The sequence below is a fragment of the Streptomyces griseorubiginosus genome (assembly GCF_017614965.1).
Lineage (GTDB): Bacteria > Actinomycetota > Actinomycetes > Streptomycetales > Streptomycetaceae > Streptomyces > Streptomyces griseorubiginosus_B.
This window is the reverse complement of sequence record NZ_WVUG01000092.1, coordinates 1-20,963: the sequence shown is the minus strand read 5'-3', so window position 1 is coordinate 20,963 and position 20,963 is coordinate 1. Positions and strand designations below refer to the sequence as shown.

General features: G+C 71.9%; 18 protein-coding genes. 13 read left to right on the top strand and 5 right to left on the bottom strand.

Features of this window, described 5'->3' with window-relative positions; translation table 11 throughout:
* Nucleotides 1–412: 412 nt before the first annotated feature.
* Complete coding sequence (locus GRC12_RS19015; RefSeq protein ID WP_208780507.1) at nt 413–1,945, bottom strand: DUF4331 domain-containing protein; 1,533 nt, start codon at nt 1,943–1,945, stop codon at nt 413–415.
* Between the two features lie 177 nt (nt 1,946–2,122).
* On the opposite strand from GRC12_RS19015, the gene GRC12_RS19010 reads away from it, so the two are divergent.
* From GRC12_RS19010 to GRC12_RS19000, 3 genes are all read left to right on the top strand, one after another.
* A complete protein-coding gene (locus GRC12_RS19010; protein ID WP_244373272.1) occupies nt 2,123–2,716 on the top strand; it encodes a sigma-70 family RNA polymerase sigma factor in 594 nt (197 codons plus the stop codon).
* A complete protein-coding gene (locus GRC12_RS19005) occupies nt 2,713–3,531 on the top strand; it encodes an anti-sigma factor (RefSeq protein WP_208780506.1) in 819 nt (272 codons plus the stop codon). The genes GRC12_RS19010 and GRC12_RS19005 overlap by 4 nt, the downstream gene beginning before the upstream one ends.
* 126 nt (nt 3,532–3,657) lie before the next feature.
* Nucleotides 3,658–3,927, top strand: coding sequence for a hypothetical protein (locus tag GRC12_RS19000; protein WP_208780505.1), 270 nt, complete (start codon nt 3,658–3,660; stop codon nt 3,925–3,927).
* 372 nt (nt 3,928–4,299) lie between these two features.
* Here the strand turns inward: GRC12_RS19000 and GRC12_RS18995 are convergent, their stop codons facing one another.
* Genes GRC12_RS18995 through hmgA form a run of 3 tightly spaced genes read right to left on the bottom strand, consistent with a single transcriptional unit; the run spans nt 4,300 to nt 7,579 of the window.
* Entirely contained in the window at nt 4,300–5,460 is a 1,161-nt protein-coding gene (locus GRC12_RS18995; RefSeq protein WP_208780504.1) for a type ISP restriction/modification enzyme, read from the bottom strand.
* 26 nt (nt 5,461–5,486) lie between these two features.
* Nucleotides 5,487–6,236 carry a GntR family transcriptional regulator gene (locus tag GRC12_RS18990; RefSeq protein ID WP_208780503.1) on the bottom strand — a complete coding sequence of 250 codons (750 nt, stop codon included), beginning with the start codon at nt 6,234–6,236 and terminating at the stop codon, nt 5,487–5,489.
* A 26-nt stretch (nt 6,237–6,262) separates the two neighbouring features.
* On the bottom strand, nt 6,263–7,579 hold the full coding sequence (gene hmgA, locus GRC12_RS18985) for a homogentisate 1,2-dioxygenase (protein ID WP_208780502.1): 1,317 nt from the start codon (nt 7,577–7,579) through the stop codon (nt 6,263–6,265).
* A gap of 160 nt (nt 7,580–7,739) precedes the next feature.
* Between hmgA and GRC12_RS18980 the strand changes: the two genes are divergently transcribed.
* From GRC12_RS18980 to GRC12_RS18935, 10 genes are all read left to right on the top strand, one after another.
* Nucleotides 7,740–8,444 carry a hypothetical protein gene (locus GRC12_RS18980; protein ID WP_208780501.1) on the top strand — a complete coding sequence of 235 codons (705 nt, stop codon included), beginning with the start codon at nt 7,740–7,742 and terminating at the stop codon, nt 8,442–8,444.
* Nucleotides 8,441–9,058 carry a TetR/AcrR family transcriptional regulator gene (locus GRC12_RS18975; RefSeq protein WP_208780500.1) on the top strand — a complete coding sequence of 206 codons (618 nt, stop codon included), beginning with the start codon at nt 8,441–8,443 and terminating at the stop codon, nt 9,056–9,058. Before GRC12_RS18980 ends, GRC12_RS18975 begins: the two co-directional genes overlap by 4 nt.
* Before the next feature lie 103 nt (nt 9,059–9,161).
* Complete coding sequence (locus GRC12_RS18970) at nt 9,162–11,393, top strand: molybdopterin oxidoreductase family protein (protein ID WP_208780499.1); 2,232 nt, start codon at nt 9,162–9,164, stop codon at nt 11,391–11,393.
* 123 nt (nt 11,394–11,516) lie between these two features.
* On the top strand, nt 11,517–12,914 hold the full coding sequence (locus tag GRC12_RS18965) for a CitMHS family transporter (protein ID WP_208780498.1): 1,398 nt from the start codon (nt 11,517–11,519) through the stop codon (nt 12,912–12,914).
* Nucleotides 12,915–12,936: 22 nt separating this feature from the next.
* Complete coding sequence (locus GRC12_RS18960) at nt 12,937–14,181, top strand: MFS transporter (RefSeq protein ID WP_208780497.1); 1,245 nt, start codon at nt 12,937–12,939, stop codon at nt 14,179–14,181.
* A gap of 102 nt (nt 14,182–14,283) precedes the next feature.
* Nucleotides 14,284–15,042, top strand: coding sequence for a hypothetical protein (locus GRC12_RS18955; protein ID WP_208780496.1), 759 nt, complete (start codon nt 14,284–14,286; stop codon nt 15,040–15,042).
* Nucleotides 15,029–15,733 carry a class F sortase gene (locus GRC12_RS18950; protein WP_208780495.1) on the top strand — a complete coding sequence of 235 codons (705 nt, stop codon included), beginning with the start codon at nt 15,029–15,031 and terminating at the stop codon, nt 15,731–15,733. Before GRC12_RS18955 ends, GRC12_RS18950 begins: the two co-directional genes overlap by 14 nt.
* 161 nt (nt 15,734–15,894) lie before the next feature.
* On the top strand, nt 15,895–17,238 hold the full coding sequence (locus GRC12_RS18945) for an ABC transporter ATP-binding protein (protein ID WP_208780494.1): 1,344 nt from the start codon (nt 15,895–15,897) through the stop codon (nt 17,236–17,238).
* 131 nt (nt 17,239–17,369) lie between these two features.
* Nucleotides 17,370–18,758: an aldehyde dehydrogenase family protein gene (locus GRC12_RS18940; protein ID WP_208780493.1), complete on the top strand. Its 1,389-nt coding sequence runs from the start codon at nt 17,370–17,372 to the stop codon at nt 18,756–18,758.
* Nucleotides 18,759–18,769: 11 nt separating this feature from the next.
* The gene (locus tag GRC12_RS18935; protein ID WP_208780492.1) at nt 18,770–19,849 is read left to right on the top strand and encodes a Zn-dependent alcohol dehydrogenase; all 1,080 of its coding nucleotides are present in this window, start codon (nt 18,770–18,772) and stop codon (nt 19,847–19,849) included.
* Between the two features lie 111 nt (nt 19,850–19,960).
* On the opposite strand, the gene GRC12_RS18930 is transcribed toward GRC12_RS18935, so the two are convergent.
* Nucleotides 19,961–20,899 carry a DMT family transporter gene (locus tag GRC12_RS18930; RefSeq protein WP_439959896.1) on the bottom strand — a complete coding sequence of 313 codons (939 nt, stop codon included), beginning with the start codon at nt 20,897–20,899 and terminating at the stop codon, nt 19,961–19,963.
* Nucleotides 20,900–20,963 lie beyond the last annotated feature (64 nt).

Below are 20,963 nucleotides of genomic sequence, written 5' to 3'. Positions count from 1 at the left end.
CTTGGCGGGCGCCTGCGCGTTCCTTTGCGTTTCCGTGCGTGAGGAGTTCGCGGCGGTCTGCGGGGTCGAGGGGCTCTTGGCGTCCCGTTGTTCCTCGACCGCCGGCGCGACGGCGGCGGATTCGGGGGGAGTGGCCGGCGCGGGGCCGTCCTCCCGCTCCGGCTCGGTGTCGTTCGTGCGCGGGGCCATGCCCTCTCCTCAATCGACGTGCGGTGTACGGAATTTGTGGCGGCGCGGCCCGCACCGTGGGGGACGTTGTGTGCGGGCCACGCCAGTCTGTGGAGGGCCGAGGACCGGGCGGGGCCGCTCCGAAGAACCGCCCGGTCCTCCGTCGGAGGGGTCGGGGCCCGCCCCGCCCGGCGCCCCCGGGGCGCCATGGCGTGCGGCTCGCCGACCTCCGTGCGGGACCGGCCTAGTACACCCGGCTCCGCATCCGGCGCCACCACATCAGTCCGGCACCGATCAGGGCGATGCCGGCCGCGCCGCCGCCCGCGGAGGCGGCGATCAGGGTGGTGTTGTCCATGCCGCCCGCGCTCGCCGGCTGCAGCGCGTCACCGAGCTGGTTCTTGACGTCGTTGCCGCTGGTGACGCCCTTGGCGGTGGCACCGCGCGAGCCGGAGGTGGGGTTGGCCAGGTACGGGAAGTACTTGCCGAAGCCCTTGTCGTTCTTGTCGACCGCGTCGCCCAGGTCGTTCTTGGAACCGACCAGTTCGCCCTCCATCACCTGCAGCGCCTCGTCGATCACGTCGTCCGTGAGGCGACGCCCGTTCGGGAAGCCCGCGTTGTCACCGTCGAGCACACCGAGCCGCTTCGGGTAGGCGGTGGGCTTGATGGAGGTGTTGAGGCGCAGCTCCTCCGCCGCCTTCACGTACGGCGGCTGGTTGAGGCCCTTGACGCCCTTGAGGAACACGTCGACGAGGTCGTTGCGCGGCTCCGACGGCGCCTTGATCTTGTAGATCGCCTCGATGAGCTTCGGCAGCTCCGGGTTGGTCACGTTCTTCAGGAACTGCCCGTCCTCCCACGGCGAGGACGCGTTGAACTTGTCCTTGTCCTTGATCGGGTTGACGACCTCGTTGACCAGCGGGTTGCCCAGACGGGAGACCTGCTCGTAGTAGCCCTGCGCGTTCCTGCGCTGGACGGTCGACCAGACGCCGATCACCGGCTGGTGCTTGGACTCCGTGAGCATGTCGTTGGGCAGCTGCAGGGCGATCGAGTTGACGTTGTAGCCCTTGAGGGTGTCCCGGCCGACCTCGGAGAGGTTCCCGCCGTACAGCAGGTCGAAGACGCGGAGGTCCGCGAAGAACGGGTCGTCGGCCTGGCCGGCGAAGGTCTGGCCGCCGTTGGAGAGCTTGTAGATCGCCTGCTCGCGCAGCTTGTTGTAGTCGGGCATCGACGCCTTGCCGACGTCCGACGGGGCCACCGGGATGTCGTCGGCGAGCTTGGTCTTGGAGACGACCCGCTGGTTCTTCAGCTTGATCAGGTCGATGTCGTAGGTCTGCGTGATGTTCAGGTCGGGGTCGGTCAGGTTGTTGACCACGCCCGTGTTGTACAGGAACGACTTCTTGTTCTTCGTCTGCGTCCTGAACGTGTAGCGCAGCAGCAGATCGCCCTGCGCGTCCCCGTTGTTGTCGATGTGGAGGTCGTACTGGGCGTCGTCGGCGAACTGGTAGAAGTTCGGGCCGCCCGCCGGCTCCTCGAAGGGGATGAAGTTGGCGATGAGCGTCGTCGTGTCCGGCTTGTCCGGGCTGACGAACGCGTACAGGTCCGTGTTGTCGTACTGCGGCTGCCCCGAGATCAGCGGGGCCTCCCGGTGGCTGGAGGCGGATGCCGCCCCCGGTTCCAGCGTTGCCACGCCGGCGGCCGCGAGCCCTCCCGCGGCCAGTGCGCCGGCTATCAGGGTCGCGATGCTCCTGCGTCCCGCGCCGCTCCTGGAGTCAGTTGTCATGCCGTCCGTCCTCAGTCCCAACTTGCCTGACGAACGCTGATTCGGAGCGGTCGGCAGGGTGGATTGGTCGAATCCCAAACGTTCTTACGCGGAACTTGAGATCTTGTTTCAGCGAGCGCGCACCCGCTTTTTCGGTCCGCTGATCCGTAACCCCATCCGGAGGTGCGTTCGTTGCGAATGCCTGGTGTGACAGGACGGGGCCCATGCGGCCGGGAAGAGAGGGACCGAGTGGAGGCGGACGAGCTTCTGGTACTCGTGGCCGGCGGCGACCAGAAGGCCTTCGAAGCGCTGTACGGACTCGTGTCCGGGCCGGTGTTCGGGCTGGTGCGCCGTGTCGTACGCGATCCCGCGCAGTCGGAGGAGGTGGCGCAGGAGGTGCTGCTCGAACTCTGGCGCTCCGCCGCCCGGTTCGACCCCGGCCGGGGCAGCGCGCTGTCCTGGATCCTCACCCTCGCCCACCGTCGCGCCGTCGACCGGGTGCGCAGCGCCCGCGCGGCCGGCGAACGCGAGCAGCGCGAGGCCCGCCGGGCCCACAGCACCGCCTTCGACCAGGTGACCGAGGAAGTCGAGGCGGGCCTGGAGCGTGAGTTGGTGCGCCGCTGCCTGGATCGCCTCACCGCGCTGCAGCGCCAGTCCGTCACGCTCGCCTACTACGACGGCTACACGTACCGTGAAGTGGCCGAGCGGCTCTCCCTGCCGCTGGGCACCGTCAAGACCCGTATGCGCGATGGACTCACCCAGCTGCGCAAGTGCCTGGGAGGTGTCGCATGAGTCTCCTCGACCGGATGCTGGGCCGCGAGGACCTGCACTCGCTCGCCGCCCCTTACGCGCTCGACGCCCTGGATCCAGCCGAGCGGGTGCGCTTCGAGCGGCACCTGAAGTCGTGCCCCTCCTGTGCCGCCGAGGTGCGGGCGCTGTCCGAGGACGCGGTCCGCCTCGCCTGGTCCACGGCCGCCCAGCCGCCGCCCGCGATGCGCGACCGGGTGCTGGCCGCCGTACGCGCCACTCCGCAGGATCAGGGGCCGGCGCGGGAGCACACGCCCCAGCTGCCGCCGCACGTCTGGGGCACGCAGCCGCCGCCGGCCCGCTCCCGTGCGCCCCGCGAGCGCCGCCCCCTGTTCGCGCCGCTCGCCACCGCGACGGCCGCCGCGGCCCTCGTGGTCGCCTCGCTCTTCGCCGTCCAGGCGAACCGGACGCAGGACCGGCTGGACGCGGAGCGGGCGCAGTCACGTGAGATCGCCCACGTTCTCGCAGCTCCGGATGCCCGCGCGAGTGCCGGCAGGGACGCCCAGGGGCGAAGTCTCGCGGTGGTCGCCTCCGCGTCCGAGGGACAGGCGATCGTCACGCTGAGCGGATACGGCGTTCCGCCCGGCGGACGGGTGCACCAGCTGTGGCTCATGCGCCCCGGCGCGCAACCACGCTCCCTGGGGCTCTTCCCGACCGGCGACACGCCCTTGGTCGCGACCGGTCTCAACAAGTCTGCTACATCACTCGCAGTGACCGTCGAGCCCGACGGGGGTTCCCCGCAGCCCACCAGCCAGCCGATTGTCCAACTCGCCCTGAAATCGGTTGGATTCGGAGAGTGACGACCGAGGCGTCGTCAACACCCTTACGGGGAAGGTGAATCCTGTGACCGCGATACACGAGTGCCCGGTTGGGGCGATAGGGTTACCCTGCCCGGGCCGGGTGGACTCGTACGGGTGGGGAGTGACATGGAACAGATAACAGTGCGCAGCAGGGCCAGGGTCCCTGCGATCACCTACGGGAGCAGCGCGAGCAGTTCGCGTCTGGACCGTCATCTCTCGGTGCTGGCGGGTCCCGCCGTGCCGCAGCAGAAGACGGCCGAGGCGACCTCGCTGATGCTCGAGCTGACCGCTCGTGACACCACGCAGACCCGCAGCGACCGGGGTGCGCGGGTCCGCCGCGTCTCGCTCTTCGCGCCGCTGCGCCGGCTCACGCGTTCGCTGTTCGGCGGTCGCTGAGAAACACCGGCGTCCGCCTGGCAAAGGGCCGCGCTCGGGTCGCCGCGCCGCCCGGCACAGCGCTGCGGTCTCGTCGTCCGTCATCCCCACGGCATGCAGCGTCGCCCGGGCTCACACCCGGGCGCGGCAACGTCCCCGATCCGTCACCTCCGGTACGACCCACCCGCTCCGTACCCCGGTCCGACTCCGCCCACGTCGACGGCCGTGCAGGTCAGCGCTCCCCGCGCGCGTACCTCCGCACGGCCGGCGGCAGGAACACGGCGATCAGCGCCGCGCACCACAGCAGTGACCTGGGACGGGGCCGAGCGGCCTGGACGCCGTCTTCGACCCGGCGCTGCAGAAGATCCTCGACGCCTTCGCCCCCGCCAGGGGCTAGATCAGTGCAAACTGGCCCTCCGGGCCCTCCTCGTGGTGGTCCAGGACCGAAGCGGGTCGGCGGGCGGCCTCCGGCACCGGCAGCACGCCCGCCGTCGCCAGCTCAGCCGCCGTGATCGTGGCCGGTACCGTCAGCTCCCGCTGCTGCGGCCGTAGTTCCGCCAGCAGCGCCAGAACCGTGATCAGCTCCAGCAGTTCCGACGTCCACGCCTGCGGCCAGGTCGCCGGGCGGATCGCCGACAGGGTGCCCGGTTCGGGCTCCGCCGTCCGCGCGCCGAACCACTGCTCCAGCACCCGGACTCCGGCCGCCTCGAAGTCCCAGGCCTCCGGCGGCACGGGGGAGATGCGGCCCTCGTCCAGCAGCAGGGTCTCCTCGTCGCGGTCGTAGTCGAGGGTGAGGGGACGCGAGGGGAGCGGGGCGCGGACGTAGGGGCGGCGGCCGCCGGGGAGCCGGGGCCGCTCACCGTCGCGCCGCATCAGCCACAGCAGACGGTGGCCCAACTCCACGCCCTGGGACCAGAGTTCGGGATCCTCCGGGAGGGGCACGGTGAGGTCCTGGCGGACCGTCGCCATGATCCAGGCCAGAACGTCCGGCGCCCGCACCGGCGTTCCGAGCCGGGAGCCCAGATGCTCCGTCAGGCCAGGCGCCAGGTTGGGTTCGGTGCCGCCCGGGCGACGGTAGAGGGGGCGGATGCGGCCCGGGCGGAGCAGCGGGAGGTGGGAGGTGGCGAGCAGCTGCGGGCCGTCCGTCTCCGACGGGGTCTCCACCACGAAGATCTGCTGCCCGTCCGCCACCCGCCACAGTTCCGGGCGGGCGGTGTCGATCAGGCGGTGGTCGGGGATCAGCCACTGCTCGTCGAAGGGCGCGTGCAGGACCCGTACCGGCTCGGGGCAGGGGCCGGAGGCGCGGATCAGCTTCTCCGTGCCGCTCGACTGCCCCGGGAGCTGCCCCACCGCCGTGTGCGGTGTGCGGGAGCGCGTCGGCTCGAACAGGGCCTCCCGGTCCGGACCGTCCGCCTTCAGCAGCGCGTCCCAGCGGGCCTTCAGGGATGCCGCGTCGGGGCCCGTCGGCCACCCCCGGCCGAGCCGCGGCGGTGCGACGGACCACGGCATGAGGTCCGCCAGCGGCGGAGCGTCGTCGTGCGTCACGCTGGGCATCGTACGACCTGCCACCGAACGTGAGCTCACGTGGCGTCCAGAGTCACCGTGAAGGAGAAGCGGTCACCGCGGTAGTGGATGACCGCCACGTCCAGGACCCGTCCCGCGGTGTCGTACGTCACCCCCGTGTAGTGCAGGATCGGGCTGAGCAGCGGGACGTGGAGCAGTCTGGCCGTCTCCGGGTCGGCCAGCCGCGCCTCCACGGTGTCCGTGATGCGGCTGATGTCCGCGCCCACGACGTCCCGCAGCACCTTGGTCATGGGCCGGCGCACCAGGTCCGAGGGGTCGATCCGCGCGGCCATGTCCGGACGCACGTAGTTGCGGGCGTGGTTGGTCGGCTCGCCCGTCTTCTCGTCGCCGCGCAGCCGGTGGTACGTGGCCACCTCGTCGATCTCCGGGAAGAACTCGGCGAGTTCGGGCGGCACGGAGGCGCTGCCGTGGTCCAGCAGTTCGGTCGTCATGCCGGACTGCTGGGCCACGATCGCGTCCACCGAGCCGAGCAGTCGCACCGGAGCGGCCCGGCGGGCACCGGGCTCGATGAAGGTGCCGCGGCGCCGGTGCCGGGTGATCAGGCCCTCGTCCTCCAGCTCCTTCAGCGCCTGCCGCATGGTCAGCACGCTGACCCCGTAGTGCCCCGCCAACTGCTCCTCGGTGGGCAGCCGCAGGGGGTCCTGGGGCGAGCGGCCGAGTATCGAGGCGCGCAGGGACTGCGAGACCTGGTACCAGAGCGGCAGCTTGCGGTTCAGGACGATCGAGTCCGGGGCGAAGGAGGTCACGGGCTATCCGTACCGGTCACGGGCGATCAGTGCAACGGCCGGAAGTGGCGCTCGAGTCCCCGCCACACGTCGTCGTAGTGCGGCTGCAGATGGTCCGCCTGGGCCGCGTGCGCGGTGAGCAGGACGGGCCAGCGCGTCTCGAACATGAACGCCAGCCCGTCGTCGATCTTCTGCGGCCTCAGCTCCGCCGTGCTCGCCCGGTCGAACGTCTCCCGGTCCGGGCCGTGCGCCGACATCATGTTGTGCAGCGAGCCGCCGCCCGGCACGAAGCCCTCGGCCTTCGCGTCGTAGGCGCCCTCGACGAGCCCCATGTACTCGCTCATCACGTTCCGGTGGAAGTACGGCGGCCGGAAGGTGTCCTCGCCCACCAGCCAGCGCGGCGCGAAGACCACGAAGTCGACGCCGGCCAGGCCGGGGGTGTCCGACGGGGACGTCAGCACCGTGAAGATCGACGGGTCGGGATGGTCGTAGGAGATGCTGCCGATGACGTTGAAGCGGCGCAGGTCGTAGACGTACGGGACGTGGTTGCCGTGCCAGGCGACCACGTCGAGCGGGGAGTGGTCGTAGGTGGCGGTCCAGAGGTTGCCGCAGAACTTGTTGACCACCTCCACCGGGCCCTCGACGTCCTCGTAGGCGGCGACGGGCGCGCGGAAGTCGCGGGCGTTGGCGAGACCGTTGGCGCCGATCGGGCCGAGGTCGGGGAGGCGGAAGGGGGCGCCGTAGTTCTCGCACACATATCCGCGGGCTGAAGCGTCCAGCAGCTCCACCCGGAAGCGCACCCCACGGGGGATCAGCGCCACATGGCCCGGCTCCGCGTGCAGCAGCCCGAACTCCGTGCGCAGCAGCAGTCCGCCGCGCTCCGGGACGATCAGCAGCTCGCCGTCGGCGTCGCTGAAGACGCGGTCCATGGAGGCGGTGGCGTGGTAGAGGTGCACGGCCATGCCGGTGCGCTGGGTGACGTCGCCGTTGCCGCCGAGGGTCCACAGGCCGGCCAGGAAGTCGGTGCCCTCCGCGGGCTCCGGCAGGGGGTCCCAGCGCAGGCGGTTGGGATCCGGCACCGACTCCGTGAAGGGAGCCGTGCGGATCCAGCCGTTGTGCGTCTCCGTGAACGCCGGATGGGCGGCCGAGGGGCGGATGCGGTAGAGCCAGGAGCGGCGGTTGTGGGCGCGCGGCTCGGTGAACGCCGTGCCGCTGAGCTGCTCCGCGTAGAGCCCGAGGGGGGCGCGCTGCGGGGCGTTGCGGCCCTCGGGCAGGGCGCCGGGTACCGCCTCCGAGCTGTGCTCGTTGCCGAAACCGGAGAGGTAGCTGAGCCCCTCCGCCGTCTTGCGCGCGTCCCCGCTCATGGCCGCTCCCTTGCGACGTGATTCCTATGTTCCACCATAGGATTGCGTCCCGGCAGCCGCAAGGGGGACCCGGCCCACCCCGGCCCTCCTCACCAGGGAGGAACCAGAACAAGACTCCAGGGGGATTCGCCTGTCGTACCGGTGTTCTACGCTCCCGGGCATGTCGTGGACGCGGGGACTCCTTGCCGTGCTCGCGGCCTGTGTCCTGCTGCTGGCCGGATCCGCGGGCTGCGGGGCCGGCGACGGGCACGGGAGGACGGACGGGAAGGGTGAGACGTCGACGTCACCGGTGGGCAAGCTCCTCGACGACACCGACCCGCAGGGCAGGCGGCTGCGCCAGGTGGACAAGAAGGGCGCTCCCGACGTCGGCATCGAGGTGCTGCCCGACGCCCACGACACCTGGGACGTACGGCTGACCGTCCACCACTTCCGCTTCTCGCCCGGCGGTACGAAGGCGAAACCCGTGCCCGGACGCGGCTTCGCCTCCCTGTTCGTCGACGGCCGGCCCGTCACCCGGCTGCGCGGCACCGCCTACCGCCTCCCGGCCCGCCTGGTCACCCGCGGCACCCACCACGTCACCGCCCGGCTGTACGCCGACGACGGCACGGTGTGGGCCGTGAAGGGCAAGCCGGTGCAGAGCACGGCCGACATCACGGTGTCGCAGCCGGACACCACGCCGGGCGGGACGCCGGACGCCTCGGGCACTCCCGGCGGGACACCGAGGGCTCCCTCCGCGTCGGGCGGGACTTCGGCCGCCTCCGCCGGCCCCGGTGCCACCCCCGACCCGGCCGCCATGAGTGCATCCGGCATCGATCTCCGTACCGAGGGGCGAGGTTCACCGGACCGCGTCGGAAAGGCATCATGAAACCCGTGCCCCACGCGACATCGCTACGCCGTGCGCCCGTGCAGCGGCGCAGTGCCGAACGACTCACCAGGATCCTCGACGCCTGCGCCGACCTCCTCGACGAGGTCGGCTACGACGACCTGAGCACCCGTGCCGTGGCACTGCGCGCGGGCGTCCCCATCGGCTCGGTCTACCGCTTCTTCGGCAACAAGCGGCAGATGGCCGACGCCCTCGCCCAGCGCAACCTCGAGCGCTTCACCGAACGCGTCACCGAGCGGCTGAAGAAGTCCACCGAGGGAGGCTGGCGCACCGCCATGGACGCCGTGCTCGACGAGTACCTGGCCATGAAGCGCACCGCCCCCGGCTTCTCCCTCGTCGACTTCGGCAACCAGATCCCGGTGGGCTCCCGCCACGCCGAACCCAACCACCGTGTCGCCGACCGGCTCACCGATCTGCTCTCCGGCTATCTGGAGCGCGAACCGGACGACGATCTGCGCCGCACGTTCCTGATCGCCGTGGAGACCGCGGACACCCTGGTCCACCTGGCCTTCCGGGTGGCCCCGGACGGCGACGAGAAGATCATCGAAGAGGCCCGGGAGATGCTGCGGGCGTATCTGGCGCGGGTTCTGGACTGACCGGACCCGCGGGTTCGCGACCTCACCCCCGAAGAGGGCTCCCCTCCGTCCATACCGGTCGGTATGCTCCTCGGGAACAGGCACCGCTGCCCCAGGAGGACCCGTGTCCCGCACCGCCCTGCGAATCTGTCCCCTGTGCGAGGCCACCTGTGGGCTGACGCTGACCATCGAGGGGACCAGGGTCACCGGCGCCCGCGGTGACCGGGACGACGTCTTCAGCAAGGGGTTCATCTGCCCCAAGGGCGCCTTGTTCGGCGCCGTCGACGGCGACCCGGACCGGCTGCGCGCACCGCTGGTGCGCAAGGACGGGGAGCTGCGCGAGGCCACCTGGGGGGAGGCCTTCGACGCGGTCGCCGCGGGCATCCGTCCCGTCGTCGAGCGCTACGGGCCGAACTCCGTCGGGGTCGTCCTCGGCAACCCCAACGTGCACACCATGGCCGGCGCCCTCTATCCGCCGGTCCTGCTCGCCGGACTCGGCACACGCAGCGTCTTCACCGCGTCCACCGTCGACCAGATGCCCAAGCACGTCTCCAGCGGACTGCTCTTCGGCGACGCGAACGCGATCCCCGTGCCGGACCTCGACCACACCGACCATCTGCTGCTGATCGGCGCCAACCCGCTGGAGTCCAACGGCAGTCTGTGCACCGCTCCCGACTTCCCCGGCAAGCTCAAGGCCCTCAGGGCCCGTGGCGGCACCCTCACCGTCATCGACCCCCGCCGCACAGGCACCGCGAAGCTCGCCGACCGCCACATCGCGATCCGCCCCGGCACCGACGCCCTGCTCCTCGCGGCGATGGCACACGTCCTGTTCGAGGAAGACCTCGTGGAACTCGGCGAGTTGGCCCCGCACGTCGAGGGCGTCGAGGAAGTGCGGGCAGCCGTACGGGACTTCACCCCCGAGGCCGTCGCCGACGCCTGCGACGTCGACGCCGGCACCGTCCGCGCCCTCGCCCGCGAACTCGCCGCCGCCCCGACCGCCGCCGTGTACGGGCGCATCGGCAGCTGCACCGTCCCGTACGGCACCCTCGGCAGCTGGCTCGTCGACGTGCTCAACGTCCTCACCGGCAACCTCGACCGCCCCGGCGGGGCCCTCTTCCCGCAGGCGGCCACGGACAGGACCCCCCGCCCCGCCGGACCCGGCCACGGGTTCGCCCTCGGCCGCTGGCACTCACGGGTGAGCAGGCACCCCGAGGCGAAAGGGGAGTTGCCGCTCTCCGCGCTCGCCGAGGAGATCGACACGGCGACCGCCGAGGGCGAGCCGATCCGCGCCCTCATCGCCGTCGCCACCAACCCCGTGCTCTCCGCGCCCGACGGCGACCGGCTCGACAAGGCCCTGGACTCCCTCGACTTCATGGTCAGCGTCGACCCCTACCTCAACGAGACCTCGCGCCACGCCCACGTCGTCCTGCCGCCGCCCCCGCCCTCGCAGAGCCCGCACCACGACTTCGCCTTCAACACCCTCGCCGTGCGCAACCAGGTCCGCTACAGCCGCCCCGCCGTCCCGCTGGAGCCCGGCCGGATGGCCGAGACCGAGATACTCGCCCGGCTGATCCTGGCCGCCACCGGCATGCACGGCGCCGATCCCTCCGCCGTGGACGACCTGGTCATCGGCCAGACCCTCGGCAAGGCGGTCAAGGAGCCCCACTCGCCCGTGCACGGCCGCGACACCAAGGAACTCGCCGCACAGCTCACCGGCGTCAGCGGCCCGGAGCGGCGGCTCGACATGATGCTCCGCCTCGGCCCCTACGGCGACGGCTTCGGCGCACGACCGGACGGGCTGTCCCTGGACCGCCTGCTCGCGCATCCGCACGGCATCGACCTCGGCCCCCTGCGCCCCCGCCTTCCGCAGCTGCTGAAGACCAGGAGCGGCAAGGTCGAGCTGTTGCCGCAGCCGATCGCCGACGATCTGCCGCGCCTGCGGCGGGCGTTGCGGGAGCGCCCCGACGGGCTCGTGCTGGTCGGGCGCCGGCATCTGCGGTCCAACAACAGCTGGATGCACAACGTCCCCGCCCTCACCGGCGGTTCCAACCGCTGCACCCTGCACATCCACCCCGAGGACGCCGAGCGGCTCGGTGTGCGCGACGGGGCGCCGGTACGGGTCAAGGGCGCCGGGGGAGAGGTGACCGCCCGCGCCGAGGTCACCGACGGGGTGCGCCGGGGCGTGGTGAGCCTGCCGCACGGCTGGGGCCACGACCGCCCCGGCACCCGCCTCCGCCACGCCGCCACGGACCCGGGCGTCAACGTCAACCAGCTCCTCGACGGCAGCCTCCTCGACCCCCTGTCGGGCAACGCGGTCCTCAACGGGGTGCCCATCGAGATCATGACATCGCTGTGACCTGCGGTTTTGCGCTTATTGCTCAAGCGTCAACTACTTGTTAACGCCGTTTGAACGGACCTAACGTTCCTCGCACCGCCTGCCCCGGTGGACTGTTCAAGGGCGAACGTTAGGTATCCACTCATGCTGACCATCCTCGGCTTCGCCATGATCGCGACCTTCCTGGTCCTGATCATGCTGAAGAAGATGTCGCCGATCGCGGCACTCGTGCTCATACCCGCGCTGTTCTGCGTGTTCGTGGGCAAGGGCGCCAAGCTCGGCGACTACGTCATCGACGGCGTCACCAGCCTCGCGCCCACCGCGGCGATGCTCATGTTCGCGATCGTCTACTTCGGTGTGATGATCGACGTCGGCCTCTTCGACCCGATCGTCCGGGGAATCCTGAGGTTCTGCAAGGCCGACCCGCTCCGGATCGTCGTCGGCACCGCACTCCTCGCCGCGATCGTCTCGCTCGACGGCGACGGCTCCACCACCTTCATGATCACCGTCTCGGCGATGTACCCGCTCTACAAGCGCCTGAAGATGAGCCTGGTCGTGATGACCGGTGTGGCCGCGATGGCCAACGGCGTGATGAACACGCTCCCCTGGGGCGGTCCGACGGCACGCGCGGCCACCGCGCTGAAGCTCGACGCCAGCGACATCTTCGTGCCGATGATCCCGGCACTCGCCGTGGGCCTGCTCTTCGTCATCGCCCTCGCGTACGTCCTCGGCCGCCGCGAGCGGGGGCGGCTCGGCGTGCTGACGCTGGACGAGGTGCTCGTGGAGGAGCCCGCCGAGCAGCAGACGCTGCTGGTCGGCGCGGGGACGGGCAAGAGCCGCAAGAGCGGCGGCGGTTCGGGCACCGGCGCGGACCTTCCCCAGCAGCCCGAGGACGACGGCTTCCAGGGCCTCGACCCCGGCCGGCCCACCCTGCGGCCCAGGCTGTACTGGTTCAACGCGCTGCTCACGGTCGCCCTGCTCACCGCCATGATCATGGAGTGGCTGCCGATCCCGGTGCTGTTCCTGCTCGGCGCCGCGCTCGCGCTCACCGTCAACTTCCCGCACATGCCCGACCAGAAGGCCCGCCTCGGCGCCCACGCCGAGAACGTCCTCAACGTCTCCGGAATGGTCTTCGCCGCCGCCGTCTTCACCGGCGTCCTGCAGGGCACCGGCATGGTCGACCACATGGCCAAGTGGCTGGTGGACAACATCCCCGACGGCATGGGTCCGCACATGGCCTTCGTCACCGGCGTCCTGAGCATCCCGCTCACGTACTTCATGTCCAACGACGGCTTCTACTTCGGCATCCTCCCCGTCCTCGCCGAGGCCGGGCAGGCCCACGGCGTCTCCTCACTGGAGATCGCCCGCGCCTCCCTCGTCGGCCAGCCCCTGCACATGTCCAGCCCGCTCGTCCCCGCTGTCTACGTCCTGGTCGGCATGGCCAAGGTGGAGTTCGGCGACCACACCAGGTTCGTGGTCAAGTGGGCCGCGCTCACATCACTGGTCGTGCTCGGGGCAGGGATCCTCTTCGGCATCATCTGAGCACACCACGGAGGTTCGTCCCATGAGGCCCGGTGGAAACCGCGGCTGGCTGCTCCGCCTCGTCATCGCCTTCTCCTTCGCGCAGGGGGCGGTGTCGATGGCCCGGCCCGCCGTCTCCTACCGGGCCCTGGCGCTGGGCGCCGACGAGCGGGCCGTCGGCGTCATCGCGGGCGTCTACGCCCTGCTCCCCCTCTTCGCCGCCGTACCGCTGGGCCGACGCACCGACCACGGCCGCTGCGCTCCCCTGCTGCCCGTCGGCGTCGTCCTCATCGCCGGCGGCTGCGTACTGAGCGGACTCGCGGGCTCCCTGTGGGCGATGGCGGTCTGGAGCGGCGTGATGGGCCTCGGCCACCTCTGCTTCGTGATCGGCGCCCAGTCTCTGGTCGCCCGCCAGTCCGCGCCGCACGAACAGGACCGCAACTTCGGCCACTTCACCATCGGCGCCTCCCTCGGCCAGCTCGTCGGCCCGATCGCCGCGGGCGCGCTGATCGGCGGGCCCGACATGGCGGGCACGAGCGCACTCGCCCTGGTGGTGGCGGGCGCGGGCGCGGCCGTCGCGTTCACCTCGCTGTGGCGCATCGAGGACCGTACCGCCCTCAAGTCCCGTCCCCCGCAAGGCGACCGCGTCCCCGTCGGCGGCATCCTGCGCGCCCGGGGCGTCCCGGCGGGCATGCTCATCAGCCTCTCGGTGCTGTCCGCCACGGACATCCTCACCGCGTATCTCCCGGTCGTCGGCCAGCACCGGGGCATCGCGCCGTCGGTGATCGGCGTGCTGCTCAGTCTGCGTGCCGGGGCGACCATCGCCTGCCGGCTGGTCCTGACCCCGCTGCTCCGGCTGCTGGGCCGCCCTCTGCTGCTCACGGTGACCTGTCTGCTCGCCGCCCTGCTGTGCGCGGGCGTCGCCCTGCCGGTGCCGGTGTGGGGGCTCGGTCTGATGCTGGCGGTGCTCGGTTTCTGTCTCGGTGTCGGACAGCCGCTGTCGATGACGACGGTGGTGCAGGCCGCCCCCGACGGCGCCCGTTCCACCGCCCTCGCGCTGCGGCTGACGGGCAACCGCCTCGGCCAGGTGGCCGCGCCGGCCGCGGCGGGGCTGGTGGCGGGGATCGCCGGAGTGGCGGCGCCGTTCGTCATGCTGGGCGGGCTGTTGCTGCTGTCGGCGGGGGTGGCGGTGCGGTCGTCGTCGGCTCCGGACGGCGGTCCGGGGGCCGGAGTCGTCCGCCGGGAGGGCCGGTCCGGCACTCCGTTGCGCCGGTCGAGCGATATCTGACGGCGCGTCGGGCAGGGCTCCCGTGCGCCGTGGAGCGGATGTGAAAGAGAGTCAGGTGAAAGAGCGATTTGTGTGAAAATCGTCTGACTCGGAGGAACATCCATGCCCACCTTGATGCCCCCGTCCGCCGCCGGTGCCCGTCTCGGCGCCGCGGCCCTCACCGTCCTCACCGCGGCAGGGGCCTGCTTGGCCGCGGCGTCGGCCGCCGTGGCCGTCCCCGGAGACGGAGCCGACATCAGGATCCACGATGAGCGGATGCCCTACGGTGTCTCGAAGGACGATCCCGTCGTCTGCCGGTTCTACCTGGACGCGGAGAACTTCGGCGAACTGACGACCGTCAACTACACCATCAAGGCGCAGCCCCCGCTGCCCACGGCGGCCACCGTGAGCGGCGCCATCTCCCTCGCCGGCGGCGCCGGCCACACCGACACGCTTGGCCTGGCCGACGGCAGGTACACGCTGCAGTGGACCATCCCGCCGGTCGCCGGCGCCCCCACCGCCGTCCCCACCGTCGCCCCCAAGGAGAAGGTCTTCGTCGTCGACTGCAACGGCCGGCGCGGCCACGACCGGGCCCAGGACCCGGGCCGGACCATCGAGGACCACGGCCGTGAGGCGGCTGGTCCCGGCGCCGGTTCCTGGGGCGGCTCCGGCGGCGGCCACGAGGGCGGCTCCGGGGGCGGTTCCTGGGGCGGCCACGAGGACGGCGGGCCGAAGGGCGGCGTGCACGCCGGCGGCGGCGGTCTCGTCGACACCGTGCAGGCGTACACCCCACTGAGCGCGGCCGCGGCCGTCGGACTGGTCGCCATCAGCGCGGGCGTGTACATCCGGATCCTCCGCCGCCGCTCGCATGGTGCCGCGTAGGCGCAGACGCAGGCCCTGGTACCGGACCCGCGCCTACCGCCTCACCAGGACGGCCGCGATCGTGGCCGTCCTGGTGACGGTCGTCCGGTGCGGCGGGCATCACGAGCCGGCCGCGTCCGCGAGGGGGCAGGCGCCCGCGCGAGCCTCCGCCGACCAGGCCCCCGGGGCCGACGGCCGTCCCGCGCCCGCTGAGCCCGCCACCCCACCCAGGCCCCTGCCCCGGTCCCCGGCGACCGGACTGCGCGTACCGTCCCTGGGGATCGACGCGCCGGTCATCGGGCTGAGCCTCGGTCCCGACCGGCAACTCGCGACCCCGCCGCTCGACAAGCCCAAGCTCGTCGGCTGGTACCAGGACGGGCCCTCGCCGGGCGAGAACGGCACCGCCATCGCGGTCGGCCACCGCGACACCCGTACCGGCCCCGCCGTCTTCGCCGCCCTCGCGCAGGTCCCGCGCGGCGGCCGCATCGAGGCCCGGCGCGCCGACGGCCGTACCGCCGTCTACACCGTGGACCGGGTACGGGTCTTCGACAAGGCCCACTTCCCCGACAAGGAGGTGTACGGCCCCAGCCGGCGGCCCGAACTGAGGGTTCTGACCTGCGGTGGCCTCTACACCCGCAGGACGGGCTACACCAGCAACGTCGTCGTCTTCGCGCACCTCACACAGATCCTCGAGGCCCCGGCCGGACGCTGAACCTGATCGTCCGCTTTCTCACAGTCCGAACCGGACCGCCCTGACTCTTCCCCCGGCCGCACACATTCCGTTAATTTCCGTGACCCACAGACCTCGTACGACCCGCACGAGGCCATCGGACGGCGGAGCACCAGCGCCTGCAGCCCTCGGGGGCACCGGACATGACACGCGCCATCTCTCTGTACGACGTGACCAAGACCTACACGCGGGGCGTCCGCGTGGTGGACCGGCTGTCGCTGGACATCCGGCCCGGCGAGTTCCTGGTCCTGCTCGGGCCCTCCGGCTGCGGGAAGTCCACGGTGCTCAGGATGATCGCCGGGCTGGAGGAGATCACCGAGGGCAGGCTGCTGCTCGACGGCGAGGAGGCGGGCGAACTCCTGCCGTCCGAGCGGAACATGGCGATGGTGTTCCAGAACTTCGCCCTCTACCCGAACATGACCGGCCGCGGCAACATCGGCTTCCCGCTGCGGGTGGAGAACCCCGGCGAGGACCCGCGCCCCAGGGTCGACGCCACCGCCCGCATGCTCGGCATCGAGGACCTCCTGGACCGCTTCCCCAGCCAGCTCTCCGGCGGCGAGCGCCAGCGTGTCGCGATGGGCCGGGCCATCGCCCGCCACCCCTCCGCCTTCCTGATGGACGAGCCGCTGTCCAATCTCGACGCCAAGCTCCGCAACCATCTGCGCGCCGAGATCGCCGCGCTCACCCGCGAGTTGGGCGTCACCACGGTGTACGTCACCCACGACCAGTCCGAGGCCATGTCGCTCGGCGACCGGGTCGCCGTACTGCGCGGCGGCGTCCTGCAGCAGGTGGGCAGCCCGCGCACGGTCTACGCCCTGCCCCGCAACGTCTTCGTCGCAGCCTTCATCGGCACTCCGCGCATCAATCTGCTGCGGGGCCTGGTGCGGGCCCCGCTGGACGGCGCGATGACCATCAGCCTCGGCAAGCAGTTCCTGCGGCTGCCCGAACCGCTGTCGCTGGACCACCAGTTGCTCCGGGTCCAGCAGGGCCGGGAGGTGATCGTCGGGCTGCGTTCGGAGGCCGTCCGCATCGCCAAGCACAGCTCCGCCCGGCCGGGGGAGGTGCCGCTGACGGGGCTGGTCGAGCATGTGGAGTTTCAGGGGCACGAGGTGCTGGTGCACTTCAACACCGGTTCCCAGCCCGCCGTCGTACCGGATCTGGAGGCGCCGCGCCCCGGGAGGCAGGCCCGGCGCAGACGCGGGGGGACGAGCGTCCTGGGCCGGTTGAAGGACCGGGCGGAGGCACTGCGCGCCGGGCCCGTGGTGGTGCTCGACGACGAGTCGCGGGACGCGGAGCCGGTCCCGGCCCCGGCCCCCGCCGAGCCGCGGCTCCCCGGTGATCTGGTGGTCCGCACGACGCCCGACATCGATCTGCGCCGAGGACTCCAGGTGCCGCTGTTGGTCGACATCGCCCACCTGTTCGTCTTCGACCAGCACGGTGAGCGGATCTGCCCGGCTCCGGCGAGGTTGCCCGATCTCGACGGCTGACGGTCCTCGCAGGCCTCGGTGTCTGGCGCCCTCACGGGCTGCGGCGTCTGGCGTTTCAAAACTACCGTCGCTAGTTTATGTGGCTGTCGGTAGGTTGGGACGCGAACCGCGGCGCTGCCCTGAGGAGCACCATGAAGGCACATGACGGCATGTACATCGGCGGGGAGTGGCGTTCCGCCGCGGGCCGGGACGTGATCGACGTCGTGAACCCGGTGGACGAGCAGGTCATCGGGCACGTCCCCGCGGGGACGGCCGAGGACGTGGACGCGGCGGTACGGGCCGCCCGTGCGGCCTTCCCGGGCTGGGCCGCCACCCCGCCCGCCGAGCGGGGCGCGCGGCTGGCCGCCCTGCGGGACGTCCTCGTCGCCCGCAAGGACGAGATCGCCGAGACGGTCACCGCCGAACTCGGCTCGCCGCCGCAGTTCTCGCAGAACGTCCACGCCGCCGTGCCGATCGCCGTGGCGGGCTCGTACGCCGACCTCGTGACGACGTACGCCTTCGAGGAGAAGCACGGGAACTCGACGGTCTACCTGGAGCCGGTCGGCGTGGTCGGCGCGATCACGCCCTGGAACTACCCGCTCCACCAGATCGTCGCCAAGGTCGCCCCGGCGCTCGCGGCGGGCTGCACCGTCGTGCTGAAGCCCGCCGAGGACACCCCGCTGGTCGCCCAGCTCTTCGCCGAGGCGGTCCACGAGGCGGGTGTGCCGGCCGGTGTCTTCAACCTGGTCACCGGGCTCGGACCGGTCGCCGGGCAGGCCCTCGCCGAGCACCCGGATGTCGACCTGGTCTCCTTCACCGGGTCGACGGCCGTGGGCCGGCGGATCGGCGCGACGGCGGGCGGGGCCGTGAAGCGGGTCGCCCTGGAGCTGGGCGGCAAGTCCGCCAACGTCATCCTGCCGAGCGCCGACCTGGCCAAGGCGGTCAACGTCGGCGTCGCCAACGTCATGTCCAACTCCGGCCAGACGTGCAGCGCCTGGACCCGGATGCTGGTGCACCGCGACCAGTACGAGGAGGCGGTCGAGCTGGCCGCCACCGCCGCCGCCAAGTACGGCTCCCGCATCGGCCCCGTGGTGAACGCCAAACAGCAGGCGCGGGTGCTCGGTTACATCGAGAAGGGTGTCGCGGAGGGAGCGGGGCTGGTCGCCGGCGGACCCGAATCGCCCGGCGAGCAGGGCTACTTCGTCTCCCCGACCGTCCTCGCGGACGTCACCCCCGAGATGACCGTCGCCCAGGAGGAGATCTTCGGCCCGGTGCTGTGCGTCCTGCGCTACGACGACGAGGAGGACGCCCTGCGCATCGCCAACGGCACGGTGTACGGCCTCGCGGGTGCCGTGTGGGCCGGCGACGAGGCGGAGGCGGTCGCCTTCGCCCGCCGGATGGACACCGGGCAGGTCGACATCAACGGCGGCCGCTTCAACCCCCTGGCCCCCTTCGGCGGTTACAAGCAGTCCGGCGTCGGCCGCGAGCTCGGCACGCACGGTCTCGCCGAGTACCTCCAGACCAAGTCCCTGCAGTTCTGAGGAGCGTTTGAGTGGTTCGCGCAGCCGTACTGCCCGCAGTGGGCGCCCCGTTGGAGATCACGGACATCGAGCTTCCCGACCCGGGCCCCGGCCAGGTCCGGGTGCGGCTCGCCGCGGCCGGGGTGTGCCACTCCGACCTGTCCCTGTCCAACGGCACCATGCGGGTGCCGGTGCCCGCCGTGCTCGGCCACGAGGGCGCCGGCACGGTCGTCGCCGTCGGGGAGGGCGTCACGCATGTCGCCCCGGGCGCCGAGGTCGTCCTCAACTGGGCCCCGTCCTGCGGCAGTTGCCATGCCTGCTCGCTGGGCGAGGTCTGGCTGTGCGCCAACGCCCTGAACGGCGCGGCGGACGTGTACGCCCGCACCGCCGACGGCACCGATCTGCATCCCGGACTCAACGTGGCCGCGTTCGCCGAGGAGACCGTCGTCGCGGCGGGCTGCGCCCTCCCCCTCCCCGACGGCGTCCCCCTCACCGACGCGGCCCTGCTCGGTTGCGCGGTCCTCACCGGCTACGGCGCCGTCCACCACGCGGCGAAGGTCCAGCCGGGCGAGACGGTCGCGGTGTACGGCGTCGGGGGAGTGGGCCTGGCCGCGCTGCAAGGGGCCCGCATCGCGGGAGCCTCCCGTATCGTCGCGGTCGACGTCTCCCCACAGAAGGAGGAGCTGGCGCGGGCGGCCGGTGCCACGGACTACGTGCTCGCGTCCGACGACACGGCCCGCGTGATCCGGGGGCTGACCGGCAAACAGGGCGTCGACGCGGCGATCGAGTGCGTGGGCCGCGCGGCGACCATCCGCACCGCCTGGGACTCGACCCGCCGGGGCGGCCGTACGACGGTCGTCGGCATCGGCGGCAAGGACCAGCAGGTCACGTTCAACGCGCTGGAGATCTTCCACTGGGGCCGCACCCTCTCGGGCTGCGTCTACGGCAACACGGACCCGGCGAAGGACCTCCCGGTCCTGGCCGACCACGTCCGCTCCGGCCGCCTCGACCTGGGCGCGCTGGTCACCGAACGGATCGCCCTGGACGGCATCCCGGCCGCCTTCGAGAACATGCTCGCGGGGAAGGGCGGCCGGGCACTCGTGGTCTTCTGAGCGGTACGGGGAGCACGGCGTCGGCGCCGTGGTGCTCCTCGGTCTGCACGGTGGTGATCCCGTGCTCGTCGGCGTAGGCGGCCACCTGCAAGGCCGCCCCGTGGCCTCGGCTCAGGCCACCTCCTCGCGCTGCGGCTCCGCCACGACGCTGCTCGCCGTCGCCCGGGGCCGCGACCGGGACACCGCCACGCCGGCCAGGCACAGCGCCCCGCCCGCGAGGGTCAGCAGCCCCGGCACCTCGCCGAGCGCCAGCCAGGACATCAGCACGACCAGGGCGGGGACGGCGTACGTCGTCGCGCCCATGCGGCTCGCGGTCGTACGGGCGAGGGCGTACGCCCAGGTGGTGAACGCCAGCGCCAGCGGGAACACGCCCAGGTACACCATGTTGAGCGTCGCCGACACGGGTGCGCGGGCCGCCTCGTGGGCCAGCTGCCCGGCGAACGGCAGGCACAGCACCGCGCCGACCAGACAGCCGAAGGTCGTCACCTGGAGGGCGCCGGCCTGTCCCAGCGCCGGCTTCTGGGCGACCACTCCGGCCGCGTACGAGATCGCGGCGAGCAGACACAGGACGACGCCGAGCACCGAGGAACCGCCCTCGCCGGACATCGACAGTCCGACGGCGACGGCCCCGGCGAACGACACCGCCATTCCCGCCAGCAGACGGGGCGGCATGGGGTCGCCGAGGATCTTCGCTCCGAGCAGCGCGATGAGGATGGGGCCGACGTTCACGACCAGGGCCGCGGTGCCGGCGTCGACCTGCTGCTCGCCCCAGTTCAGCACGACGCTGTAGAAGCCGAACCAGAGGACGCCGGATATCAGGATGCCGCGCCAGGCCGAGCGCGGCGGGAGTCCTGCCCTCCGTACGACCAGGATGGCGCCGAGCACGACGGAGCCGGACAGCAACCGTCCCAACGCGAGGGCGCCGGGGGAGTAGGCGGTTCCGGCACTGCGGATCGACACGAAGGCGGAGGCCCACAGCACGACGGTGACGGCAGCCGCGGCCGCCGCGTGGATGCCGGCGCGGTTCGTCGTCGGACTGGCGTTCATCATGCTCCCGAGGTTAGGCACGGCGAGGTGGTGACGGCTGGCGGATATCGGACGGTGGGGTGGGGGG